The 18624-nt window shown below is 61.4% G+C and carries 16 protein-coding genes and 1 pseudogene; 8 read left to right on the forward strand and 9 right to left on the reverse strand.

All coding sequences use genetic code 11. The annotated features are described in order from the left end of the window. Nucleotides 1-164: 164 nt before the first annotated feature. Together B6V74_RS04595 and maiA are read left to right on the forward strand one after the other, a co-directional pair. Complete coding sequence (locus B6V74_RS04595) at nucleotides 165-641, forward strand: MarR family winged helix-turn-helix transcriptional regulator (RefSeq protein WP_088722076.1); 477 nt, start codon at nucleotides 165-167, stop codon at nucleotides 639-641. Then, nucleotides 638-1255: a maleylacetoacetate isomerase gene (maiA, locus tag B6V74_RS04600; RefSeq protein WP_088722077.1), complete on the forward strand. Its 618-nt coding sequence runs from the start codon at nucleotides 638-640 to the stop codon at nucleotides 1253-1255. The genes B6V74_RS04595 and maiA overlap by 4 nt, the downstream gene beginning before the upstream one ends. Nucleotides 1256-1436: 181 nt before the next feature. On the opposite strand, the gene B6V74_RS04605 is transcribed toward maiA, so the two are convergent. The 4 genes from B6V74_RS04605 to B6V74_RS04620 form a co-directional block, all read right to left on the reverse strand. Next, nucleotides 1437-2873, reverse strand: coding sequence for a TrkH family potassium uptake protein (locus tag B6V74_RS04605; protein WP_088722078.1), 1437 nt, complete (start codon nucleotides 2871-2873; stop codon nucleotides 1437-1439). An 8-nt stretch (nucleotides 2874-2881) separates the two neighbouring features. Beyond that, nucleotides 2882-4216, reverse strand: coding sequence for a TrkH family potassium uptake protein (locus B6V74_RS04610; protein WP_088722079.1), 1335 nt, complete (start codon nucleotides 4214-4216; stop codon nucleotides 2882-2884). A gap of 3 nt (nucleotides 4217-4219) precedes the next feature. Beyond that, nucleotides 4220-4969, reverse strand: a complete 750-nt coding sequence (locus B6V74_RS04615; protein ID WP_088719253.1) for a TrkA family potassium uptake protein — start codon at nucleotides 4967-4969, stop codon at nucleotides 4220-4222. Between the two features lie 119 nt (nucleotides 4970-5088). Beyond that, entirely contained in the window at nucleotides 5089-6030 is a 942-nt protein-coding gene (locus tag B6V74_RS04620) for a DMT family transporter (RefSeq protein ID WP_240497046.1), read from the reverse strand. Nucleotides 6031-6314: 284 nt separating this feature from the next. On the opposite strand from B6V74_RS04620, the pseudogene B6V74_RS19120 reads away from it, so the two are divergent. From B6V74_RS19120 to katG, 3 genes and pseudogenes are all read left to right on the forward strand, one after another. Continuing rightward, nucleotides 6315-6672: pseudogene (locus B6V74_RS19120) on the forward strand (TIM barrel protein); the annotation flags it as partial. A 35-nt stretch (nucleotides 6673-6707) separates the two neighbouring features. Continuing rightward, entirely contained in the window at nucleotides 6708-7823 is a 1116-nt protein-coding gene (locus tag B6V74_RS04630; protein WP_088722193.1) for a Gfo/Idh/MocA family oxidoreductase, read from the forward strand. A 436-nt stretch (nucleotides 7824-8259) separates the two neighbouring features. After that, nucleotides 8260-10434 (forward strand): catalase/peroxidase HPI, encoded by a 2175-nt coding sequence (katG, locus tag B6V74_RS04635; RefSeq protein ID WP_088722080.1) that lies wholly within the window; start codon nucleotides 8260-8262, stop codon nucleotides 10432-10434. Nucleotides 10435-10656: 222 nt separating this feature from the next. Here the strand turns inward: katG and B6V74_RS04640 are convergent, their stop codons facing one another. Next, on the reverse strand, nucleotides 10657-11100 hold the full coding sequence (locus B6V74_RS04640; RefSeq protein ID WP_078604465.1) for a YtoQ family protein: 444 nt from the start codon (nucleotides 11098-11100) through the stop codon (nucleotides 10657-10659). A gap of 247 nt (nucleotides 11101-11347) precedes the next feature. Between B6V74_RS04640 and B6V74_RS04645 the strand changes: the two genes are divergently transcribed. Then, the gene (locus B6V74_RS04645) at nucleotides 11348-12157 is read left to right on the forward strand and encodes a M90 family metallopeptidase (RefSeq protein ID WP_088722081.1); all 810 of its coding nucleotides are present in this window, start codon (nucleotides 11348-11350) and stop codon (nucleotides 12155-12157) included. A 70-nt stretch (nucleotides 12158-12227) separates the two neighbouring features. Here B6V74_RS04645 and B6V74_RS04650 read toward each other — a convergent pair whose 3' ends face one another. After that, the gene (locus B6V74_RS04650; RefSeq protein ID WP_088722082.1) at nucleotides 12228-13367 is read right to left on the reverse strand and encodes a glycine cleavage T C-terminal barrel domain-containing protein; all 1140 of its coding nucleotides are present in this window, start codon (nucleotides 13365-13367) and stop codon (nucleotides 12228-12230) included. Nucleotides 13368-13508: 141 nt separating this feature from the next. Then, the gene (locus tag B6V74_RS04655; protein WP_088722083.1) at nucleotides 13509-14012 is read right to left on the reverse strand and encodes an Lrp/AsnC family transcriptional regulator; all 504 of its coding nucleotides are present in this window, start codon (nucleotides 14010-14012) and stop codon (nucleotides 13509-13511) included. Between the two features lie 302 nt (nucleotides 14013-14314). On the opposite strand from B6V74_RS04655, the gene rlmF reads away from it, so the two are divergent. Both rlmF and B6V74_RS04665 read left to right on the forward strand, forming a co-directional pair. Next, the gene (rlmF, locus tag B6V74_RS04660) at nucleotides 14315-15220 is read left to right on the forward strand and encodes a 23S rRNA (adenine(1618)-N(6))-methyltransferase RlmF (protein ID WP_088722084.1); all 906 of its coding nucleotides are present in this window, start codon (nucleotides 14315-14317) and stop codon (nucleotides 15218-15220) included. A gap of 490 nt (nucleotides 15221-15710) precedes the next feature. Further along, a complete protein-coding gene (locus tag B6V74_RS04665; RefSeq protein WP_088722085.1) occupies nucleotides 15711-16337 on the forward strand; it encodes a DedA family protein in 627 nt (208 codons plus the stop codon). Nucleotides 16338-16520: 183 nt separating this feature from the next. Here B6V74_RS04665 and B6V74_RS04670 read toward each other — a convergent pair whose 3' ends face one another. Together B6V74_RS04670 and B6V74_RS04675 are read right to left on the reverse strand one after the other, a co-directional pair. Further along, nucleotides 16521-17525 carry an XdhC family protein gene (locus B6V74_RS04670; protein ID WP_088722086.1) on the reverse strand — a complete coding sequence of 335 codons (1005 nt, stop codon included), beginning with the start codon at nucleotides 17523-17525 and terminating at the stop codon, nucleotides 16521-16523. Next, complete coding sequence (locus B6V74_RS04675; protein WP_088722087.1) at nucleotides 17452-18624, reverse strand: M20 aminoacylase family protein; 1173 nt, start codon at nucleotides 18622-18624, stop codon at nucleotides 17452-17454. The genes B6V74_RS04670 and B6V74_RS04675 overlap by 74 nt, the downstream gene beginning before the upstream one ends.

Genomic DNA, 18624 nt, shown 5'->3' on the forward strand with positions numbered 1-18624 from the left:
TATTGCATTCGCAACGAAGAGCGAGGGAGACTTGGTAAAAAATCAATTATTTACTGATGGTTACACATCCAGATTTCCGGACGGCGCACGATTTTCGTTGCAATCGCAACGTATTTCGTGCTCATTCGTTGCAGTCGCAACAACTTGAAGCCGCATCGAATCCCATGACCGTTGAACAAAAAGTTCGTGAAACCGCTGATGAAGAGATCCCCCTCCCGGGGTTCGATCTCGAGCGTTTCCTGCCCTATTTGGTCGCGGAGCTCTCGGTGAAGCTGAGCCAGGAACTGGCGGCGGGCTATCGCGACGCCGGGCTTACGATGCCGCAATGGCGGGTGATGGTGCATCTTTCCCATGCGGGCCGGGTCTCGGTGCGCGATATAGAACGACGCACCTCGCTGGAGCGCCCAAAGGTCAGCCGCGCGGCGAGCCACCTCGAGGCGAAAGGTCTGGTCGAGAAACGGGCCGACGACGTGGACGCCCGGCTAGTCGCGCTGAGTCTGACCCGCGAGGGGCGACGTCTGATGGCGGAGCTGTTGCCGCGCGCGATAGCCTATCAGCGGCAGCTGGAGGCGGTGCTCGGATCCGATCTCGCCGGCTTGCAGCGCGCAATGGACAAACTGCTGGGGACGCCGATCGAATGACACGACTTCATGATTACTGGCGGTCTTCGGCAAGCTACCGTGTCCGTATCGCCCTCGCACTCGCCGGGATTGAATGGCAGGCCGCTCCGGTCGATCTGACGACCGGCGCACAGCGCGATCCCGACTATCTCGCCGTCAATCCGCAGGGGCTCGTGCCGACGCTTGAGATCGATGGCGACCGGTTTACCCAATCCCTTGCGATCGTCGAATATCTCAACGAGACCCGCGCGCTCGGCCTGCTGCCCGAAGCTCCGGCCGACCGCGCCCATGTCCGCGCCCTTGCCCAGGCTATCGCGGTCGATATCCATCCTGTCTGCAATCTGCGCGTCGCGAAACACGCCGTGGCGGCCTCGAACGGTGCGATCACGATGGAAAGCTGGATGCAGACCTTCATCGCCCCCGGCCTCGCCGCGGTCGAGGAAATGATATCGGGCGAGCGATTCTGCTGGCGCGACCAGCTGACGCTCGCGGATCTGTGCCTCGTGCCACAGATCTACAATGCGCGGCGCTGGGGGATCGACCTTGCGCCGATGCCGAATATCTCGCGGATCGCCGCGCATCTCGAGACGCTTCCGGCCTTCGCCGCCGCGCGACCGACGCCCCCCGCGGTCTGACGCTTCGGGAGAGGCGGTGTCCGGTTTCAGCGCCTACGTGACGGACGAGGAAATCGAGACGCAGCACAAGATGACGCGAAGCTGCGTCGGCGATGATCTGTGACCCGATCCCGAGACTTCCACGGCCCGTGGATCGAGCTTCTCAGCTTTGTTCAGAGTGACGGACTGCCCCCCTTGGAGATCACGCCCGTTCCCCCAAAACCGCGATCTCACGCCAAAATTCGGGCTTGAAGAGCACCAATACCGTGAGAATTTCCAGACGTCCGAGATACATCCCGAAGGTCAAAATTATCTTCACGGGATCGCTGAGGGAGGAGAAATTCCCAGCCGGACCGATGATTGGTCCGACCCCTGGTCCGACATTTGCCAAAGCCGTCAAAGCTCCGCTGGTTGCCGTCGCAAAGTCGAGACCGAAAAAGCCCAGAAGCGTGGTGAGCCCTAGGAACGTCGCCATATAGATAACGAAAAAGGCGATAACGCCCGCGAGGACGTCATTCTCGATCACGCGCCCCTCGTATTTTATGGAGACAACCCGACGCGGTAATCTAATCACTTTCATCTGTGCGCGCGCCGCCTTGGAAAATACGATCCAACGCATCGCCTTCGCGCCACCCGCGGTCGATCCGGTGCAGCCCCCTACTGCAGAGAGAATGAAAAAGGCAACAACCGCGAACGGCCCCCAGACAGTGTAGTCGGTCGTGGCGTAGCCTGTGGTCGTCACGACAGAGACGACGTTGAAGGCGACCATGCGAAGAGCGGTCAGCGGCGGCGTTCCACTTGTCCAGACGAGCCAAACCGTCAGCCCGATGATGACGACCCCCAAGGTGAGCAGCATGGCTTCGACCTGCTCGCTTCGAACCGTCCGCCGATAGATGCCGCGGATATACCATGCGAACGGAAAGGCCCCAAGCAGCATGAAAAGCGTCGCAGTCCATTGCAGGAATGGGCTGTCGAAATGGCCGAAGGACGCGTCATAGCCTGAATATCCACCGGTCGACAACGTGGTCATGGCGTGGGTCACCGCGTCGAAGAAGTTCATGCCACCAGCAAGGTAGGCAAGCGTACAAAGCCCGATGAGAGCTACGTAAATCTGCAGCGTCACCGAGGCGAACTTCGCAGTGTTGCTCAGTTCTTTGTCCCCTTTGTCCGAGCTCTCGGTGCGGAAGAGCTGCATGCCGCCGACCTTCAGGATCGGCAACAAGGCGATGCCGGTGACGATGAACCCGACGCCACCGACAGCCTGAAGCAGCGCTCGCCACATGATGATGCCGCGCGGTGTGGTATCGAGACCGCTCATCACCGTAGAGCCCGTCGTCGTAATCCCCGACATCGCCTCGAACAGAGCATCCACGGGAGTGAGCGACCACATTGCGAGCGGAACGGCGCCGGCAATTGCGGCGGTAAGCCAAACCGACGACGTGAGCAGGAAAGCGTGAAGCCGCCCCAAGCCGAGAAAGGACGAGCGGGAGGCGACGCTGATCGTCGCACCCAAAGCGCCCACCAGTGCGCCGGAGAGCGCAAAAACCTTGGCTGTATCCGAAAAAAGAAGCGCATCGATGCCCATCAAGGCGGCGAAGAAAACCAGTGTAAGACCGTTGATGAAAGATACGAAATTCATGACTGGTCCTAGCCGAGATACACCGTTCCGGCCGGATAGCCGATCCGTCGGGGCCGCCGTGTGGCAAGCAGGAAACCGAGGGTGAGAGGACCTACGCGGCCCACGAACATCACCGCCATGATGATAGCGCGTCCGGCACCATCAAAATCGCCAGTGATGCCGCGCGACAAGCCGACGGTGCCGAAGGCAGAGGTGGTCTCGAAGGCAAGATCGAGAAAATCGCCTTCATGGCAGAGCAGCAGTGCGAAGAGCGCGCAAAGGATCAGCAGAACGCTGATGATCGCGAGGGCGAGAACTTTCATGACCTGATCGAGACCGAGCTCGCGCCCGAAGACCTGGATACTCGAACGCTGCCGGAAGAAGGCGACCGTTGCGAGCAGCAGGACGATGAAGGTCGTGACTTTTATGCCGCCGCCGGTCGACGTGCTGCCCGCGCCGATGACCATCAGCGTCATGAACATGAGCGAAGTGCCGTCTGTGAGATTGCCGATCTCGACAGTGTTGAAGCCCGCCGTTCTCGTCGTGGCTCCCTGGAACCAACTGGCCCAGAGCCGATCGGACCACGAGAGGCTCCCCAGCGTGCCCGGATTTGTCCATTCCATAATCCCGAATGCCAGTGCGGACCAAATGAGCAACGCTATCGTGCCGACAAGCATCAGCTTGGTGTGCAACGAAAAGCGATGCCAACGTCTTACCCGCCAGATATCGGAGGCGACCGTGAAGCCGAGGCCGCCAAGTATGTAGAGCGCTGGAATGGTAAGATTGATGATCGGGTTTCCAACCCATTTGCTCAAACTGTCCGGGAAAAGCGCGAATCCAGCGTTGTTAAAAGCGGAGACCGAGTGGAAGAGCGCTTGCCAGAGACCCTCGCCCCACCCTGCCTCAGGCACGAAAACCGATGCAAGGAGAGCGGCGCCAACGAATTCGCAAATGAAAACGACCTTGAGGATCATCCGGGTCAGTGCCAGCAAATCCGTCGCGGACGTCTGATTCAGATCCTCTCTCAGATAGAGCCGATGGGTGAACCCCACTGGCAGCCCGAACATCGACAGGATCAGCACGGCAAAAGTCATCAGCCCGAGACCGCCGAGCTGGATCAGCAGCATCACCACGGCCTGACCAAACAGAGTGAAGGCGCTTCCAGTATCGACAACCGCCAGACCGGTCACGGTTACGGCGGACGTGGCAGTGAAGGCCGCATCAGACCACGTGATCGGGGTGGTCGTCGCAAAGGGCAGCTTCAGCGCAGCGCAGCCAAGCACGATGAGTCCAGCATAAATGAGGATCAGGACAAGAGGTGGTGCGAGATGCGGAGCCTGACGCTTGGAATAAATGCGCGCCATCGGTCATTTACCGTCACGCAAGTCGTCTCCGAAATGCCGCAGATCGGACCGCTTGCCGAGCAGCAGAAGCTTGTCACCTTCACGCAGCGTGAGCTCGTCACTATCGCAAGACAGATACTGGTTCTCGCGCATGGCACCGAGGGCCCTGAGGTTGTATTTCTCGAGAATTGCGGCGCTGCCGACGACTTTGCCATCGAGCTTCGCCGGAACGTTCAGGTCGACCACGTGATAACCGTTCCCGAGGCTCACATAGTCCCGCACCAACGGATTGTGGAGCATCTGCGCGATGTGCTGACCGACTTCCTGCTCTGGCAGGATCACACGATCCGCACCCAACTTGGTAAGAATGCGGTGATGCGTGCGATTGAGTGCCTTGACCCAGATCGTCTCGACACCGAGCATCTTGACGTTCATCGTGCAAAGCACATTGGCCTCGAGGTCTTCACCAATCGCAACGACGGCGACGTCGTAATTACCGACTCCCGCCTCACGCAACGCCGCCTCGTCCTTGCCATCGGCGATTATGGCCTCTGTCAGGGTTTCTGCGAGCCTCGTAACATTTCGCCCTTCGATGTCGATCCCCAGGACAGGGTTGCCGAAGCGGGCGAGTTCGCTCGCCACAGTACTTCCAAACGTCCCAAGGCCGATTACGGCGAAGCTACGGGTTTTCAACGGTTCTGCCTTTCGGCTGTTGCGGATAACGGCAGCAAAACGCCATACCACCCCCGAATGCAAGCCTTCGGGCAAGGCCATCTCCCCCTGATGGAAGCCACTTCCGTGGGATAATGGCGAGCCATTGGATGAATGTGATGCGCCAGCAAGGAGGAGATAGCCGTCTCCGAATTCTTGGCGCGGAGAACGACGCCGCCGCCTCAGGAGCGCGCGCGAAATTCCTTTTCGTCAGGCCCGTCCTGCACCCTTTCGCGATGGAAGACATAGATTCCGGATGCCAGGATGATCCCGGTGCCGAGGAACGTGAGCGCGTCGGGAATGTCGCCGAACACCAGAAACCCGAGGACTGTCGCACCAACGATCTCGAGATACTGGAACGGGGCCAGCAGGCTCGCCTCGACGCGAGAGAACGCAAAAGTGATCATCAGGAACGTCACCGTCGACAGCGCCCCGGCGGCGAGCACCGCATAGCCCGTCCAACCGGGCAAGAGAGGCAGGTCCGGAGCGAGCCCGCTGAGATGGCGGAGTATCTCGATAAACAGCAGGAGGCCCGCGGCGCAGAGCGAGGCGCCCAATTGGAAGCTCAGGGGGGATTGCCCGCCACGCGCCTTGCGCAGGACGATCATGTTGAGCGCATAGCACAGGGCGGCCAGCAGCGGCAGCAACGCGACCGGACCGAACACGGCAAAGTTCGGCCGAATCACGATCAGCGCGCCGACGAGCCCGACCCCGACGGCAGCGAAGCGACGCGGGCCCGGAACCTCCCCAAGGAACGGCCCGGCAAGCAAGGTGAGAAGCAGCGGCTCGACGAAGAAGATCGCGATCGCCGTGGCGATGGGCATGACCTCGAAAGCGGTGATGAGCGAATAGAGCACGGTCACGATCAGCCCGGCCGAGATGAGGGACGCCCCCGAGAGGATCGGACCCGCGAGGTGACGACGCATGACCCACGCAACCGGCAGGAAGAACGCGGCCTGTGCCAATGAGCGCAGCAAGGTGACCTCGAAAGGCGCAATGACCGTGGTGAGCGATTTCGAGATCGCGTCCCCCACCGGCAGGAGCGCCATTGCGAGCGCCATCGACGCCATTCCGATACGCTTGTGCTCGAAGGTGGCGGTGCTGGGATTTGCGGATAATGCCATGATGCCTCCTCGGCGCCGTCCGAGGTATCGGTAGGCGCGCGCGACAGGTCCGGGCGTTCAGGACAAAAACGGGATCGGGGCGAGACTCCATCTCGCCCTTCGATCGTTGGTATTGCCGGGGCCTCGCCCGGTCAACCTTTTCCGGTGCGCCAACCACGCCGACCCGCAATACGCCAAAACAAGATCGACGAAAGCTTCCCGGCTTTTCCACATCACATGTGTCCGTCCAGCCCAAGGAGGAAGTATTTGCTGAGGAAGTCGGTAAGGGGCAAGCGCGCCGCCACAACCGTATCCGGGCCTTCTACGTCAAGGATGCGGAATTCGTATCCTCGGGGCGCCAGGGCGTCTACCGAGGCTACCAGTCGTGGGTGAACCGCGCGGGCGCGGTTCCGGTCGCTTGGCGACGGGCAGGTGAATTTCGGGCGGATCTTCTCGCAGATGGCAGCGCATGACTTCGACGGCTGGGCCGTGCTTGAATGGGAGTGCGCGCTCAAGCATCCTTAGGATGGCGCGCGCGAGGGGGCGGAGTTCATCGCCCGCCGCATCATCCGCGTGACCGATCACGCATTCGACGATTTCGCAGGCGCGGGCACCGACGAAGGTGCCGCTCGGCGTATTCTCGGGCTGGAGAGCAAGACGTGAACGAGACGAACGGACATCGCAAACTGCGCCTCGGCATGGTCGGCGGCGGCGAGGGAGCCTTCATAGGGGGCGTTCACCGCATCGCCGCACGGCTCGACGACCGGTTCGAACTGGTGGCGGGGGCGCTTGCTTCCGAGCCTGCGCGCGCGCATCGCTCCGCGGCGGCACTGGGGTTGGACCCCAAGCGCAGCTACGCGGATTTCGAAGTGATGGCGCGAGAAGAAGCGGCGCGGCCCGACGGGATCGAGGCGGTGTCGATCGTAACCCCCAACCATATGCATGCGCCTGTCGCGACCGCCTTCCTGCGCGCGGGCATCCACGTGATCTGCGACAAGCCCATGACGCGCACGCTCGAGGAGGCGGAGGCATTGGCCGAAGAGGTGCGCGCCTCAGACGCGCTCTTTGTGCTCACACATAACTACACCGGCTACGCGATGGTGCGACAGGCCCGCGCTATGGTGGAAGCCGGACAGCTCGGGCGCATCCGGGTCGTTCAGGTCGAGTATCCGCAGGACTGGCTCACCGAACCGGTGGATACGGATGGCACGAAACAGGCGGTCTGGCGCACCGATCCCGCGCGCGCCGGTGCAGCGGGTTCGCTCGGTGATATCGGCACCCACGCAATGAACCTCGCGAGCTTTGTCTCGGGTCTTGAGCCGCGCGAAGTCTGCGCCGAACTCACCAGTTTCGTGGCCGGACGCGCGGTCGATGACGACGTGCAGATGTTGATCCGTTATGAGAGCGGAGCGAAGGGTATGCTCTGGGCCAGCCAGGTCTCCCCGGGCAACGAGAATGGGCTGAAGCTGCGTGTTTACGGCGAGACGGCGGGGCTTGAATGGCTGCAAACCGCGCCCGACAGCTTACGCGTCTCCCCATTCGGAGAGCCCCCGTATCTGCTGTCCCGGGGCGGGCCGGGGCTCACGCCCGAGGTGGCCGAGATGGCGCGTGTTCCGGCTGGCCATCCGGAAGGGTTCCTCGAGGCTTTCGGCAATATCTATAGCGCCGCAGCTGACGCGATTCTGGCCCACGAGCGCGGCGAACCCAGACCGCTTGGATTGCTGCCTGGCGTTGCTGATGGCTTGGCGGGAATGCGCTTCATCTCGGCGGCCTTGCGATCATCCCAGGCGGGAGGCGTCTGGACCGCGCTCTGAGGCAAGCCCGGGACAGGGCCATCCGCGTCGTGACGGCTGCGCTCTGCCTCGAGCTTCCCTCTCGCCACGACTGTCATCCGAAAAGAGGAGTCAACAGGTTCGTCGCGAGAGATCACCGAGGCCGTTCCCTCGCATAGAAGCGTTCCGCAGGGTAGCCGTCCTTGGCAACCCTCTCCAAATCCGGAAAGACCGAAAGCCTTACCGCGACGAGCGAAAAACGCCCTGAGAACTTCGGTTTCGCCACTACACCACGAAACCATAACTTTAGCTTATGTCCATAATTATAATTTACAAATTTTTATTTATCACAACGCCTGCTATCACCATCATCTAAGATGTGAATTCACGTGCCCGGGCTCCGTTCGAGTAAACTGCGGCACGTCAGACCTCGACCGGTCTGTTCGATCAACCCCGTGCTCAGCAGGAGGAAGCACAGATGGACGGAAACGAAGTGAACACCGGCGGCAAGTGCCCGGTGATGCATGGCGGAAATACCGAGCTTGGCTCGAACGTGATGAATTGGTGGCCGCAGGCGCTCAACCTCGACATCCTGCACCAGCATGACACCAAGACGGACCCGCTGGGGCGCAGCTTCGACTATGCCGAAGAGGTCGAGAAGCTCGACTATGAGGCGCTGAAAGCCGATCTGCATGCGCTGCTGACCGAAAGCCAGGAGTGGTGGCCGGCTGACTGGGGCCATTACGGCGGGCTGATGATCCGTCTCGCCTGGCACTCGGCGGGCTCCTATCGTCTCGCCGATGGCCGCGGCGGCGCGGGCACCGGCAATATCCGCTTCGCACCGCTCAACTCCTGGCCCGACAATGCGAGCCTCGACAAGGCCCGTCGCCTGCTCTGGCCGCTCAAGAAGAAATACGGCAACCGGCTCAGCTGGGCGGACCTGATCATCCTTGCTGGCACCGTCGCTTATGAAAGCATGGGGCTGAAGACTTTCGGCTTCGGCTTTGGTCGCGAGGACATCTGGCATCCCGAGAAGGACACCTACTGGGGCGCCGAGAAGGAATGGCTCGCGCCGTCGGACGAACGCTACGCCAATGTCGACAAGCCCGACACGATGGAAAACCCGCTCGCCGCTGTGCAAATGGGCCTGATCTACGTGAATCCCGAAGGCGTCAACGGCCAGCCCGACCCGATGAAGACCGCGGCACAAGTCCGTGAGACCTTCGCGCGCATGGCGATGAATGACGAGGAAACCGCCGCGCTGACGGCGGGCGGCCACACCGTCGGCAAATGCCACGGCAATGGTGACGCGTCGGCCCTCGGCGCGGAGCCGGAAGCGGCCGATGTCGATCAGCAGGGCCTCGGCTGGTTCAACCCGAACCTCAAAGGGCAAGCGAGCAACGCGATCACCGGCGGGCCGGAAGGCGCATGGACGACGAACCCGCTCGAATTCGACATGGGCTATTTCGAGATGCTCTTCGGTCACGAATGGGAAGTCACCCAGAGCCCCGCTGGCGCGAAACAGTGGAAGCCGGTGGACATCGCCGAAGAAGACATGCCGCGGGACCCGTCGGACCCGACCAAGCGCCGGATGCCGATGATGACCGACGCCGACATGGCGATGAAGGTCGACCCGATCTACAACGAGATCTGCCAGAAATTCATGGCCGACCCGGAGTATTTCAAGGACACCTTCGCCCGCGCCTGGTTCAAGCTGACCCACCGCGACATGGGCCCGAAGGTTCGCTACAAGGGTCCGTGGGTGCCGTCGGAAGATCTGGTCTGGCAGGACCCGGTCCCCGCCGGTTCGACCGATTGGGACGTCGAGGCTGTGAAGGCGAAGATCGCGGCGTCGGATCTGTCTGTGGCCGAGCTGGTCTCGACCGCATGGGACAGCGCACGCACCTATCGCGGCTCGGACATGCGGGGCGGCGCCAATGGCGCGCGCATCCGTCTGGCTCCGCAGAAAGACTGGGAAGCCAACGAGCCTGCGCGTCTGCAGAAGGTGCTCTCGGTGCTCGAACCGATCGCGGCGGAAGCAGGTGCCTCGGTGGCGGACGTGATCGTGCTCGCGGGCAATGTCGGCGTCGAGAAGGCGATCAAGGCGGCTGGTCACGACATCGCAGTGCCCTTCGCACCGGGTCGCGGCGACGCGACCGACGAGATGACCGATGCCGACAGCTTCGACGTGCTCGAACCGCTCGCCGACGGCTTCCGCAACTGGCTCAAGCAGGACTACGTCGTCTCGCCCGAGGAGATGCTTCTGGATCGTGCCCAGCTGATGGGGCTGACCGCGCCTGAAATGACCGTCCTGATCGGCGGCATGCGGGCGATCGGCACCAACCATGGCGGCACCAAGCACGGCGTCTTTACCGACCGCGAAGGCCAGCTGACGACCGACTTCTTCGTCAACCTGACCGATATGGGCTATAGCTGGCATCCGGTGGGCGACGGGTCCTACGAGATCCGCGACCGCAAGACCGGCGCGGTGAAATGGACCGCGAGCCGCGTCGATTTGGTCTTCGGCTCGAACGCGATCCTGCGCGCCTATGCCGAGGTCTACGCTCAGGACGACGCGAGCGAGAAGTTCGTGGAAGACTTCGTAGCTGCCTGGATGAAGGTGATGAACGCCGATCGCTTCGATCTCGCCTGATCGTCTGGCTTGAGAAAATTCGCGCCCCTCGCAGGACTGACTGCGGGGGGCGTCTTCGTTTGGGGACCAGCGAGACTCCGGTCCCAGCTCAGACCGACGCCGGGGGCGACCAGCCCCGGGCAGCGCCCGACCTCCCCCCGGGAGGGCGCCGCCCTCATCACAAATTCGCTCGCGCTGCCCGGGCCGCTCACGCGGCTGATCCGGGCGGGGCACCGTTGCGCCTTACAGCGCCGCCGTCGTCACATAGCGCAGGGCGCGGGCCACCTGTTCGGGCGTGCGCGCGACCGCATTGGCCGCAGCATCGACCTCCTTGAGCGCATGGTCATGCTCGGGCGGCTGAAGCACGATAATCGGTTTGCCGAGCGCCGCCGCATAACCCGCATCGAAGGCCGCATTCCACTGCTTGTATTTCTCGCCGAAACAGACGACGAGCACGTCGCAGCGCTCTATCCCGGTGCGAATCCGGATCGCGTTGAGCGACGCGCCCTTGCGGTCATGCCAGAACTTGTCCTCTTCGGCGCCGAAGATCTCGACCCCGCAATCATCCGAAGCGCCGTGATCGGTGACAGGCCCCGACCATTCGATATCCAACCCCTCGCAGGCCGACTTCACCGCCTCGCGCCAATCGGTATGAATTTCGCCCGCCAGATAGACATTCAGTTTCATCGCATCCTCTTTTTGCTGCCGCGTGGGCCCTGCTTCGAGCCGCTTCGCATTCGGCCGGAATCTTCGGGGATCGGGACCAGCTTGGCAACCTACGCGGTTTTTCGGAATCGCATTGGGGAGGCAGGATATCGGAGCTTTCGGGCTGTTAGACTAACCGGTCCGGCGCGTCTGTTTGGATGCGCCATTTGCATTATTCTCTGCAGATATCTACGCCATCAAATAGACCAGCCGAGATTGGACCGCGGTAATGACAGCTTTGCTTATCCTCGTGATCCTTGCCACAGGCTGCATTGGATATATCTTCTGGTTCAAGCGACAGAAGCGCGCCCATCTACTGAATACCGCGCTTCCGGAGCCTCAGCGTGTCATCGTGCAGCAGCAGGTCCCTTTGATCCGGAAACTACCGCCCGACCTGCGAGATCGCCTCGAAGGCAAGATCAGTCTGTTGTTGGACCAAGTCGACTTCATCGGCTGCGATGGCTTGGACGTGACCGATGAAATGCGGCTTTCCATCGCCGCCCAGGCCTGTCTGCTCATCGTCAATTCACCGAGCTGGTATGACCACCTTCGCACTATTCTGATCTATCCCGGAGCCTTCAAGTCCCGGCAGGCTCAGCGCAACGGTTATGTTTTGACGGAACGCGAGTCGATCCGAACCGGGGAGAGCTGGGCGCGCGGCCCCGTCGTTCTGTCTTGGACGCACGCCCAGAGGGGGGCCTTCAACGATCACGATGGCCATAACGTCGTGTTTCATGAATTTGCCCACCAGCTCGACGATCTTTCGGGACGCACTGATGGAATTCCGGCGCTCGAAAAAGACCAAAGCTTTTCTGGCTGGGTGACGGTATTCGCAGAGGCATACAAGCACCATGTTCAGCAAGTGAGCCATGGGCGCCGGACCGTGATCGACGCTTATGGCGCCGAGGGGCCGGAAGAGTTTTTCGCCGTTCTGGTCGAGGTATTCTTCGAGCGACCGGTGGAGCTCAAACACGCCGAACCCGCGCTCTACGACCAGCTGACGACATACTTTCGTCTTGATCCCACGACCTGGGCCTGATGGCCCAGCGCACATTTATGCCCCCCACCAATCCCGTAGGTTGGAAGGGGCTTTTGGCGAGGTCTTTGGGTCAGGCTGCCGCGAGCGCTTTTTTCGGGTCGAAGAAGGGTCGTTCAACCACCGTGGCGAGGGTCGGACCGGATGGCAGAACCACTTCGACCTTCATGCCGATCTGCGCGTGGCTCACACCGACCATCGCCAGCGCGATATTGCGTTCCAAGCGAGGCGAGTAGATGGCGGACGTCACCTTGCCGATCTCCTCGCCATTCTGGTTGATCTGCCAGAAGGTCGTGTTCGGCCCCGCCAGAGGCTCCGCGTCGATGACAAGGCCCACTTGCATCCGCGTCACCCCCTCGTCGCGGATGGCTCGCAACGCTGCCTTGCCGATGAATTCGGCCTCCATATCGAGATTCACAAGTCGGTCGAGACCGAGCTCGTAAGGATTGGTGTTGATGTCAGCATCAGCATGGTAGGAGAGCATGCCTCCCTCGATGCGCCGAATGGACGAGGTGTGACCCGGCTTCAGCCCGAACTTCACGCCCGTCGCCATGATCCGTTCCCACAGAGCATCCCCCTTGGAACCGTCGCGGAGATAAAGCTCATAGCCCAGTTCGCTAGACCATCCGGTCCGGGAGACCACCAACGGGATTCCATCGAGTTCCAGCTCACGCAGCCAGTAGTATTTGAGGCTGAGGATTTCGTCGCCGAAGAGCGCCTGCATGATCTGGCCGGACTTCGGCCCCTGAAGCTGCAGCGGCGACACGTCGGGTTCGCAGATCTGCACGTCGAGGCCGGAATGCACGGCAACGCCCTGCGCCCAGAGCAGGATGTCGCTATCGGCGAGCGAGATCCAGAAGTGATTTTCGGCCAGCCGCAGCAAGATCGGGTCGTTCAGGATACCGCCCTGTGCATTGGTAATCAGGATGTATTTGCACTGTCCGACAGCCATCTTGGACAGGTCGCGCGGCGTGAGCATCTGAACGAAGCGCGCCGCATCCGGACCCGTGATCTCGACCTGACGCTCGACGGCCACGTCGCACAGGATGGCATCGTTGACCAGGTTCCAGAAGTTCTGCTCGGGGTCGCCGAAGTCGCGCGGGATATACATATGATTGTAGACGGAAAACCCCTTCGCGCCCCACCGGACGGTGGCGTCGAAATAGGGGGATTTGCGGATCTGGGTGCCGAAGCCGAACTCGTCTGCCTTCATCGTTTTGCGCCTTTGCTGAAGCCCGATCTGTCGATCCGGGACGCGGTGGTAGATGACTCGGATTTAAGCGACGAAATCGGCGCGCAGCGGTCCAAATGACGGGCGTTTTCAGGACCGTTCGGACTGAAATTGCAGCCCGCTTCAGGCCGTTCGGTCGGCCGGAACCGGCCCCGCCATTTTTGCGATGTTCGGGTGGGAGGCTTTGACCACGCGAGTGGCGATGTAGGTCATGTAACGATCGACGCCGAGCTCGGCATCCATCATGTCCTGCATCAGCACCTGGAATGCCGTGAGGCTCCTGCAAACAGCTTTCATCACGTAGTCCATTCCGCCGCCCGTCGCGATGCACTCGGTAATCTCGTCGTGGCGATACAACCACGCTTCGAACCTTTCGAAATCGGCCTTGCGATGATGGGTCAGGGAGATCGTGACGACCACTTGCGTAAAGTCGACGACCCGCTCAAGCGCGATATCGGCGTGATAGCCCCTTATATACCCCGCCGCCTTCAGCCGATCGAGCCGTGCCCAGCAAGGCGTCGCCGAGATATTCACGATTTCGGACAGGCGCGTCTTGCTCAACTGCCCATGGCGCTGAACGGCACTCAGGATACGGATATCGGTGGCGTCGAGGCCCAGCTTCTTCACCGTGTCGTCACTTTCCTTCTCGGGGGTCGAAAGGGAAATTCGGCATCCGTCTCCCTCGGCAAAGAATTTCTAGAAGATCTTGGCCAATTGTCAGTCCAGTTTGCGACCCGAACTTTACCAAGGACGACGTCTTTCGGGTCGGTTGATGTCCTGTAGCAGGCCCAGAGGAGCTGCGCCGCAGTGGTTGGTGCCTTTGTAAAGTTCTGGTATGGCCGTTCGGGCATTCCTCACGCCGCCATGAAAACCTATGATCGCATCCAGTTGGACGCGTTTTCCCCACCAAGATGCATGAAGGTTTTTCGATGGCCATCAAACCGATGTTGCACCCACGCAATCAACACCGGGAGGGGTATGACTTCGAACGGCTGATCGCGCAGTCACCCGGACTGGAGGCCTTCACGACAAGAAATCCCCGCGGCCGGATGACGATCGATTTTTCGGACGTGGACGCGGTCCGCATGCTCAACCAGGCGCTTTTGCTGACGCACTACGATATTGAGTTCTGGGAGATCCCCGCCACTTACCTCTGCCCCCCGATCCCCGGGCGGGTCGATTACATCCATTATCTGGCGGATCTTCTTGCTGAGAGTAATGGCCGAAAGATCCCGCACGGGCCTGACATCAAGGCTCTGGACATAGGGACAGGTGCCAGCCTCGTATATCCGCTGATTGGTCAGCATGAATATGGCTGGGATTTCACCGGGGTCGACATCGATCCTGTCTCAATCAAATCGGCGCGCCAGATCTGCAAGCGAAACGGCCTGAACATAAGGCTCAGGCGCCAGAACAATCCGGAAGATATCTTCAAAGGGGTCATCGAGCCCGATGACATCTTCCACGTCACCCTGTGCAATCCGCCGTTTCACGCGTCACTTGAACAGGCAGACAAGGGCAGCCGGCGGAAGTGGCGGAACCTTGGCAAAGGGCACTCGAAAAAACTCAATTTCGGTGGCCAGAACGCAGAACTTTGGTGCCCCGGTGGCGAGATTGGCTTCATCGCCAGAATGATCGAGCAGAGCCTCGATTTCGCCGATCAATGTCTATGGTTTACCTCCCTGGTCTCCAAGAAAGACAACCTGCGGCCACTCTCCAGACTGCTGAGGAATGCGAAGGTTGCCGAATTCAAGGTCGTCGAAATGGGACAAGGGCAGAAGACAAGCCGGTTTGTTGCTTGGACCTATTACCCTGAACCGCAGCGATCCCTGTAAGTGGACCGGGTTCGTCAATAGGTATTGTCTGTATCCTCCGGTCTTCCGTGCGCTTGCCGAGCACTGTGAGAGGCCGCGGCATGTCCGTCTTCTTGATAATGGTTCCCGATCGCGGCGCGGGTCGCGCCTTGCACTGACTTGTGATTGGCGCAGACAATTGCCGTCAGATCAACGACCTGTTCGAGGTCACCTAACGGAAATGAGGCGCGACGAACTGTTCGCCAGTTTAATTGGACCAAGCATCTTAAATTGACCAAGCATCCGCGCCCTGCGACAAAGCCCGCCCTCGCAGCTCATCGGAAAAACGGAAGCCGAATGGGCGCGGCTTGGACACGCTTTCGCGAGATTTCTTTCCCGTCCTCGTCGCCGCCACACCTTCCTCTAACGCGCCTAGCCGCGGGACAGGCTCCGTGCAGAGCGTCTTGGAGAGTCGCTTCGATAACGCGCAGCTCGGCGATCCGACCTCGTTTAGCAGTGGAAAGAACAGGACATGTTTTCAGGACTGATGGCAGCCATCGCGGGCTTTATAACCCATGCAATCAGCTCCATGGGCTATGCCGGGATTGCTGCTTTGATGGCGATTGAATCTGCCTGCATCCCACTCCCATCTGAAGTGATCATGCCCTTCTCGGGCTATCTCGCGTCCACCGGTCAGTTCTCGCTGCTCCTTGTCGCCACCGTTGGTGCGCTCGGCTGCAATATCGGCTCGACGATCGCCTATCTCGCCGGTGCCTATGGCGGTCGCAAGGCCGTGGAACGCTGGGGGCGCTACATCTTGCTCAGCCCCTCGGATCTGGACCGGGCCGATCGCTGGTTCTCCCGTTTCGGCAGCGCCGCGGTCTTTATCTCGAGGCTCTTGCCGCTGGTGAGAACCTTCATCTCCCTCCCGGCCGGCATCGCACGGATGCCGTTTTGGAAGTTCCAGATCTACACATTCATGGGCTCGTGGCCCTGGTGCCTCGTCCTTGCCTATGTCGGCCTCAAGCTCGGCGAAGAGTGGGACAAAAGCCCGGCCCTGCGCAACACGATGCACGCCCTCAACGGTGTGGTGCTGGTTGCGATCCTGGTAGGCCTCGGCTTCTACGTCCGGCGCTTCTTGAAAAGTCGGAAGGCCTAACTGCGGGCGAGAGCAGGGCAGCCAAGAAGGATCGACCACCAAAGACATCGACGGTGTTCTCTGCCGTGACGCCTGCCGAAAGAAAAGCGCCGCTCAAGACATGGGTCGAACTTTTGTCGCGCAGAGCAGCTTTGGGCTTAGATAAGGTTCGCAGGGACTAGTTCGGGCCGGCACCCTCGAATTTCATAGACCGCGCTGCACTTCTGCAAACACTTCGGCCAGCACCGACACGGCCAGCAGCCTTGGGTCGCGCGCGGATTGGATCACCCCGATCGGCCCGCGAACCCGCGCGCGGGACGCCGCCTCGACACCACGGGCCTGCAAGCCTTTCTGTCGGCGATTTTGCGTGCGCATGCTTCCCTGCGCTCCGATATAGAACGCGGGGGTTGCGAGCGCTTCATGAAGTATATCCAGTTCCCAATCGTGATCGTGAAACAGAAGGATCACGGCGGTGTGGGCGTCGATGACAACATCTGGAGGGATCGCGCTTCGGTCCAATTTTCGCACCGTGCAACCAGCGCCTTCAGCATTGGCAAACGTGTCGTCTTCGGGCGTCAAAAGAAGATGCGGCGCGCCGGTGGCGCGCACCAGATCGGCGAAGAAGACCGCCTCGGCGCCAGCCCCAAAGATCACGAAGCGAGGCTCCGGGAGGAAAGCGATACGCAGATCAACCGTCTCGTCGGGAGCCTCGTCCTTGGGCGCGAAACGCAAGCCACCCGACGCGCTCAACCCTAAGGCCGTCTCCTCGCGCCGTGTGCGCCGGTCTGCCAACTCGGTCAACAAGGCGCAGTCCGGCGCGGGGATCACTGTGACCTCGAGCGCGCCGCCGCAGGGCAGTCTCAGATCGAAAAAGGGCGAGCCCGCGCCATAGCGCAGCTTGCGCACCTTCCCGTCGGCCAGCGCCGCGAGCGCATGGTCGACCACATCTTCTTCGATACAGCCGGAGCTCAGCGCCCCGAAGCGCCGACCGTCCGGCAAGATCGCCATCGCGGTGCCGAGATTGCGATAGGCTGGACCTTCGATGCCGGAGATAACCGCAATCGCACCGGGTTTGTCAGACCTTGCCAGTTCGAACCAGGGATCTTGCGCGGCGGGATGGGTCACGGCTGGACCCTCAATCGTTCGACCCGGCCAGCGCGCGATGCGCGACCTCGACGAAGAACTGCACGCCGAGCGGAAGGATCGCATCGTTGAAATCGTAATGCGGGCTGTGCAGATTGCGCCCGCCCTCTGCCGATCCGTTGCCGATCCAGCCATAGGCGCCGGGCACCTTATCCAGAAGGAACGCGAAATCCTCGCTCGCCATGCTGGGTGCGTAATCGACCTGCACCGCATCGCGGCCCACGATGGCCTCGGCCGCGCGGCGCGCCGTTTCGGCGGCCCCCGCGTCGTTGATCGTGGCCGGGTAGCGACGCTGATAGGTCAACTCGGCCTTGGCGTGAAACGCCTCGGCGATCATCTCGGCGCGGCGCGTCATCTCGACCTGCACAAAGTCACGCGTCGCGGGGCGCAGGGTGCGCACGGTGCCGCGCAAGATCACTTCGTCGGGGATCACATTGAGCGTGTGGCCCGCATGGATTTGCGTCACGGAAATCACCGTCGCGTCGGTCGGATCCACCGCGCGGCTCACAATCGTCTGCCACGCCAACTGCAACTGCGCGGCCAGCGTGATCGGGTCGATCCCCTCATGCGGCATCGCGCCATGCGACCCCTTGCCCATCACCTTCAGTTCGAACGTGTCGAACGCGGCCATCACTGGGCCAGCGCGCATCGCGATCTTGCCTGCCTCCAGCCCCGGCCAGTTATGCAGCGCAAAGGTGCTGTCGAGCGGGAACTGGTCGAGCAACCCATCCTCGATCATCACCCGCGCGCCGCCTTCGTTTTCCTCGGCGGGCTGGAAGATGAACACCACCGTGCCCGGACCCGGCGGATCGACCGCCATCACCTGCGCCGCCCCGAGCAGCATCGTGGTGTGACCGTCATGGCCACAGGCATGCATCTTGCCGGGGATCTCGGAGGCATAGTCCGCTCCGGTCAGTTCGGAAATCGGCAGCGCATCGATATCGGCGCGCAGGCCGACCGTCGGCCCTTCGCCATTACGCAGAACGCCGATCACCCCGGTCCCGGCGAGCCCCTCATGGACCTCGAGCCCGAACCTGCGCAACTCAGCTGCGATGAAGGCAGCGGTCTCGTGTTCTTCGAAGGCCAGTTCGGGGCGGCGATGCAGCGCGTGCCGCCATTCGACCAACTGGTCTTCCATCGCCTTGATCGCCGGGGTGATGTTCAT

Source organism: Thioclava sp. F42-5, from assembly GCF_002213195.1.
GTDB lineage: Bacteria > Pseudomonadota > Alphaproteobacteria > Rhodobacterales > Rhodobacteraceae > Thioclava > Thioclava nitratireducens.

Excerpts from the sequence above, each read along its gene's own strand:
- B6V74_RS04595 (WP_088722076.1), top strand. The coding sequence starts at position 165 with ATGACCGTTGAACAAAAAGTTCGTGAAACCGCTGATGAAGAGATCCCC.
- maiA (WP_088722077.1), top strand. The coding sequence starts at position 638 with ATGACACGACTTCATGATTACTGGCGGTCTTCGGCAAGCTACCGTGTC.
- B6V74_RS04605 (WP_088722078.1), bottom strand. The coding sequence starts at position 2,873 with ATGAATTTCGTATCTTTCATCAACGGTCTTACACTGGTTTTCTTCGCC.
- B6V74_RS04610 (WP_088722079.1), bottom strand. The coding sequence starts at position 4,216 with ATGGCGCGCATTTATTCCAAGCGTCAGGCTCCGCATCTCGCACCACCT.
- B6V74_RS04615 (WP_088719253.1), bottom strand. The coding sequence starts at position 4,969 with ATGGCCTTGCCCGAAGGCTTGCATTCGGGGGTGGTATGGCGTTTTGCT.
- B6V74_RS04620 (WP_240497046.1), bottom strand. The coding sequence starts at position 6,030 with ATGGCATTATCCGCAAATCCCAGCACCGCCACCTTCGAGCACAAGCGT.
- B6V74_RS04630 (WP_088722193.1), top strand. The coding sequence starts at position 6,708 with ATGGTCGGCGGCGGCGAGGGAGCCTTCATAGGGGGCGTTCACCGCATC.
- katG (WP_088722080.1), top strand. The coding sequence starts at position 8,260 with ATGGACGGAAACGAAGTGAACACCGGCGGCAAGTGCCCGGTGATGCAT.
- B6V74_RS04640 (WP_078604465.1), bottom strand. The coding sequence starts at position 11,100 with ATGAAACTGAATGTCTATCTGGCGGGCGAAATTCATACCGATTGGCGC.
- B6V74_RS04645 (WP_088722081.1), top strand. The coding sequence starts at position 11,348 with ATGACAGCTTTGCTTATCCTCGTGATCCTTGCCACAGGCTGCATTGGA.
- B6V74_RS04650 (WP_088722082.1), bottom strand. The coding sequence starts at position 13,367 with ATGAAGGCAGACGAGTTCGGCTTCGGCACCCAGATCCGCAAATCCCCC.
- rlmF (WP_088722084.1), top strand. The coding sequence starts at position 14,315 with ATGGCCATCAAACCGATGTTGCACCCACGCAATCAACACCGGGAGGGG.
- B6V74_RS04665 (WP_088722085.1), top strand. The coding sequence starts at position 15,711 with ATGTTTTCAGGACTGATGGCAGCCATCGCGGGCTTTATAACCCATGCA.
- B6V74_RS04670 (WP_088722086.1), bottom strand. The coding sequence starts at position 17,525 with ATGCGATCCTTCCGCTCGGCGTGCAGTTCTTCGTCGAGGTCGCGCATC.
- B6V74_RS04675 (WP_088722087.1), bottom strand. The coding sequence starts at position 18,624 with ATGAACATCACCCCGGCGATCAAGGCGATGGAAGACCAGTTGGTCGAA.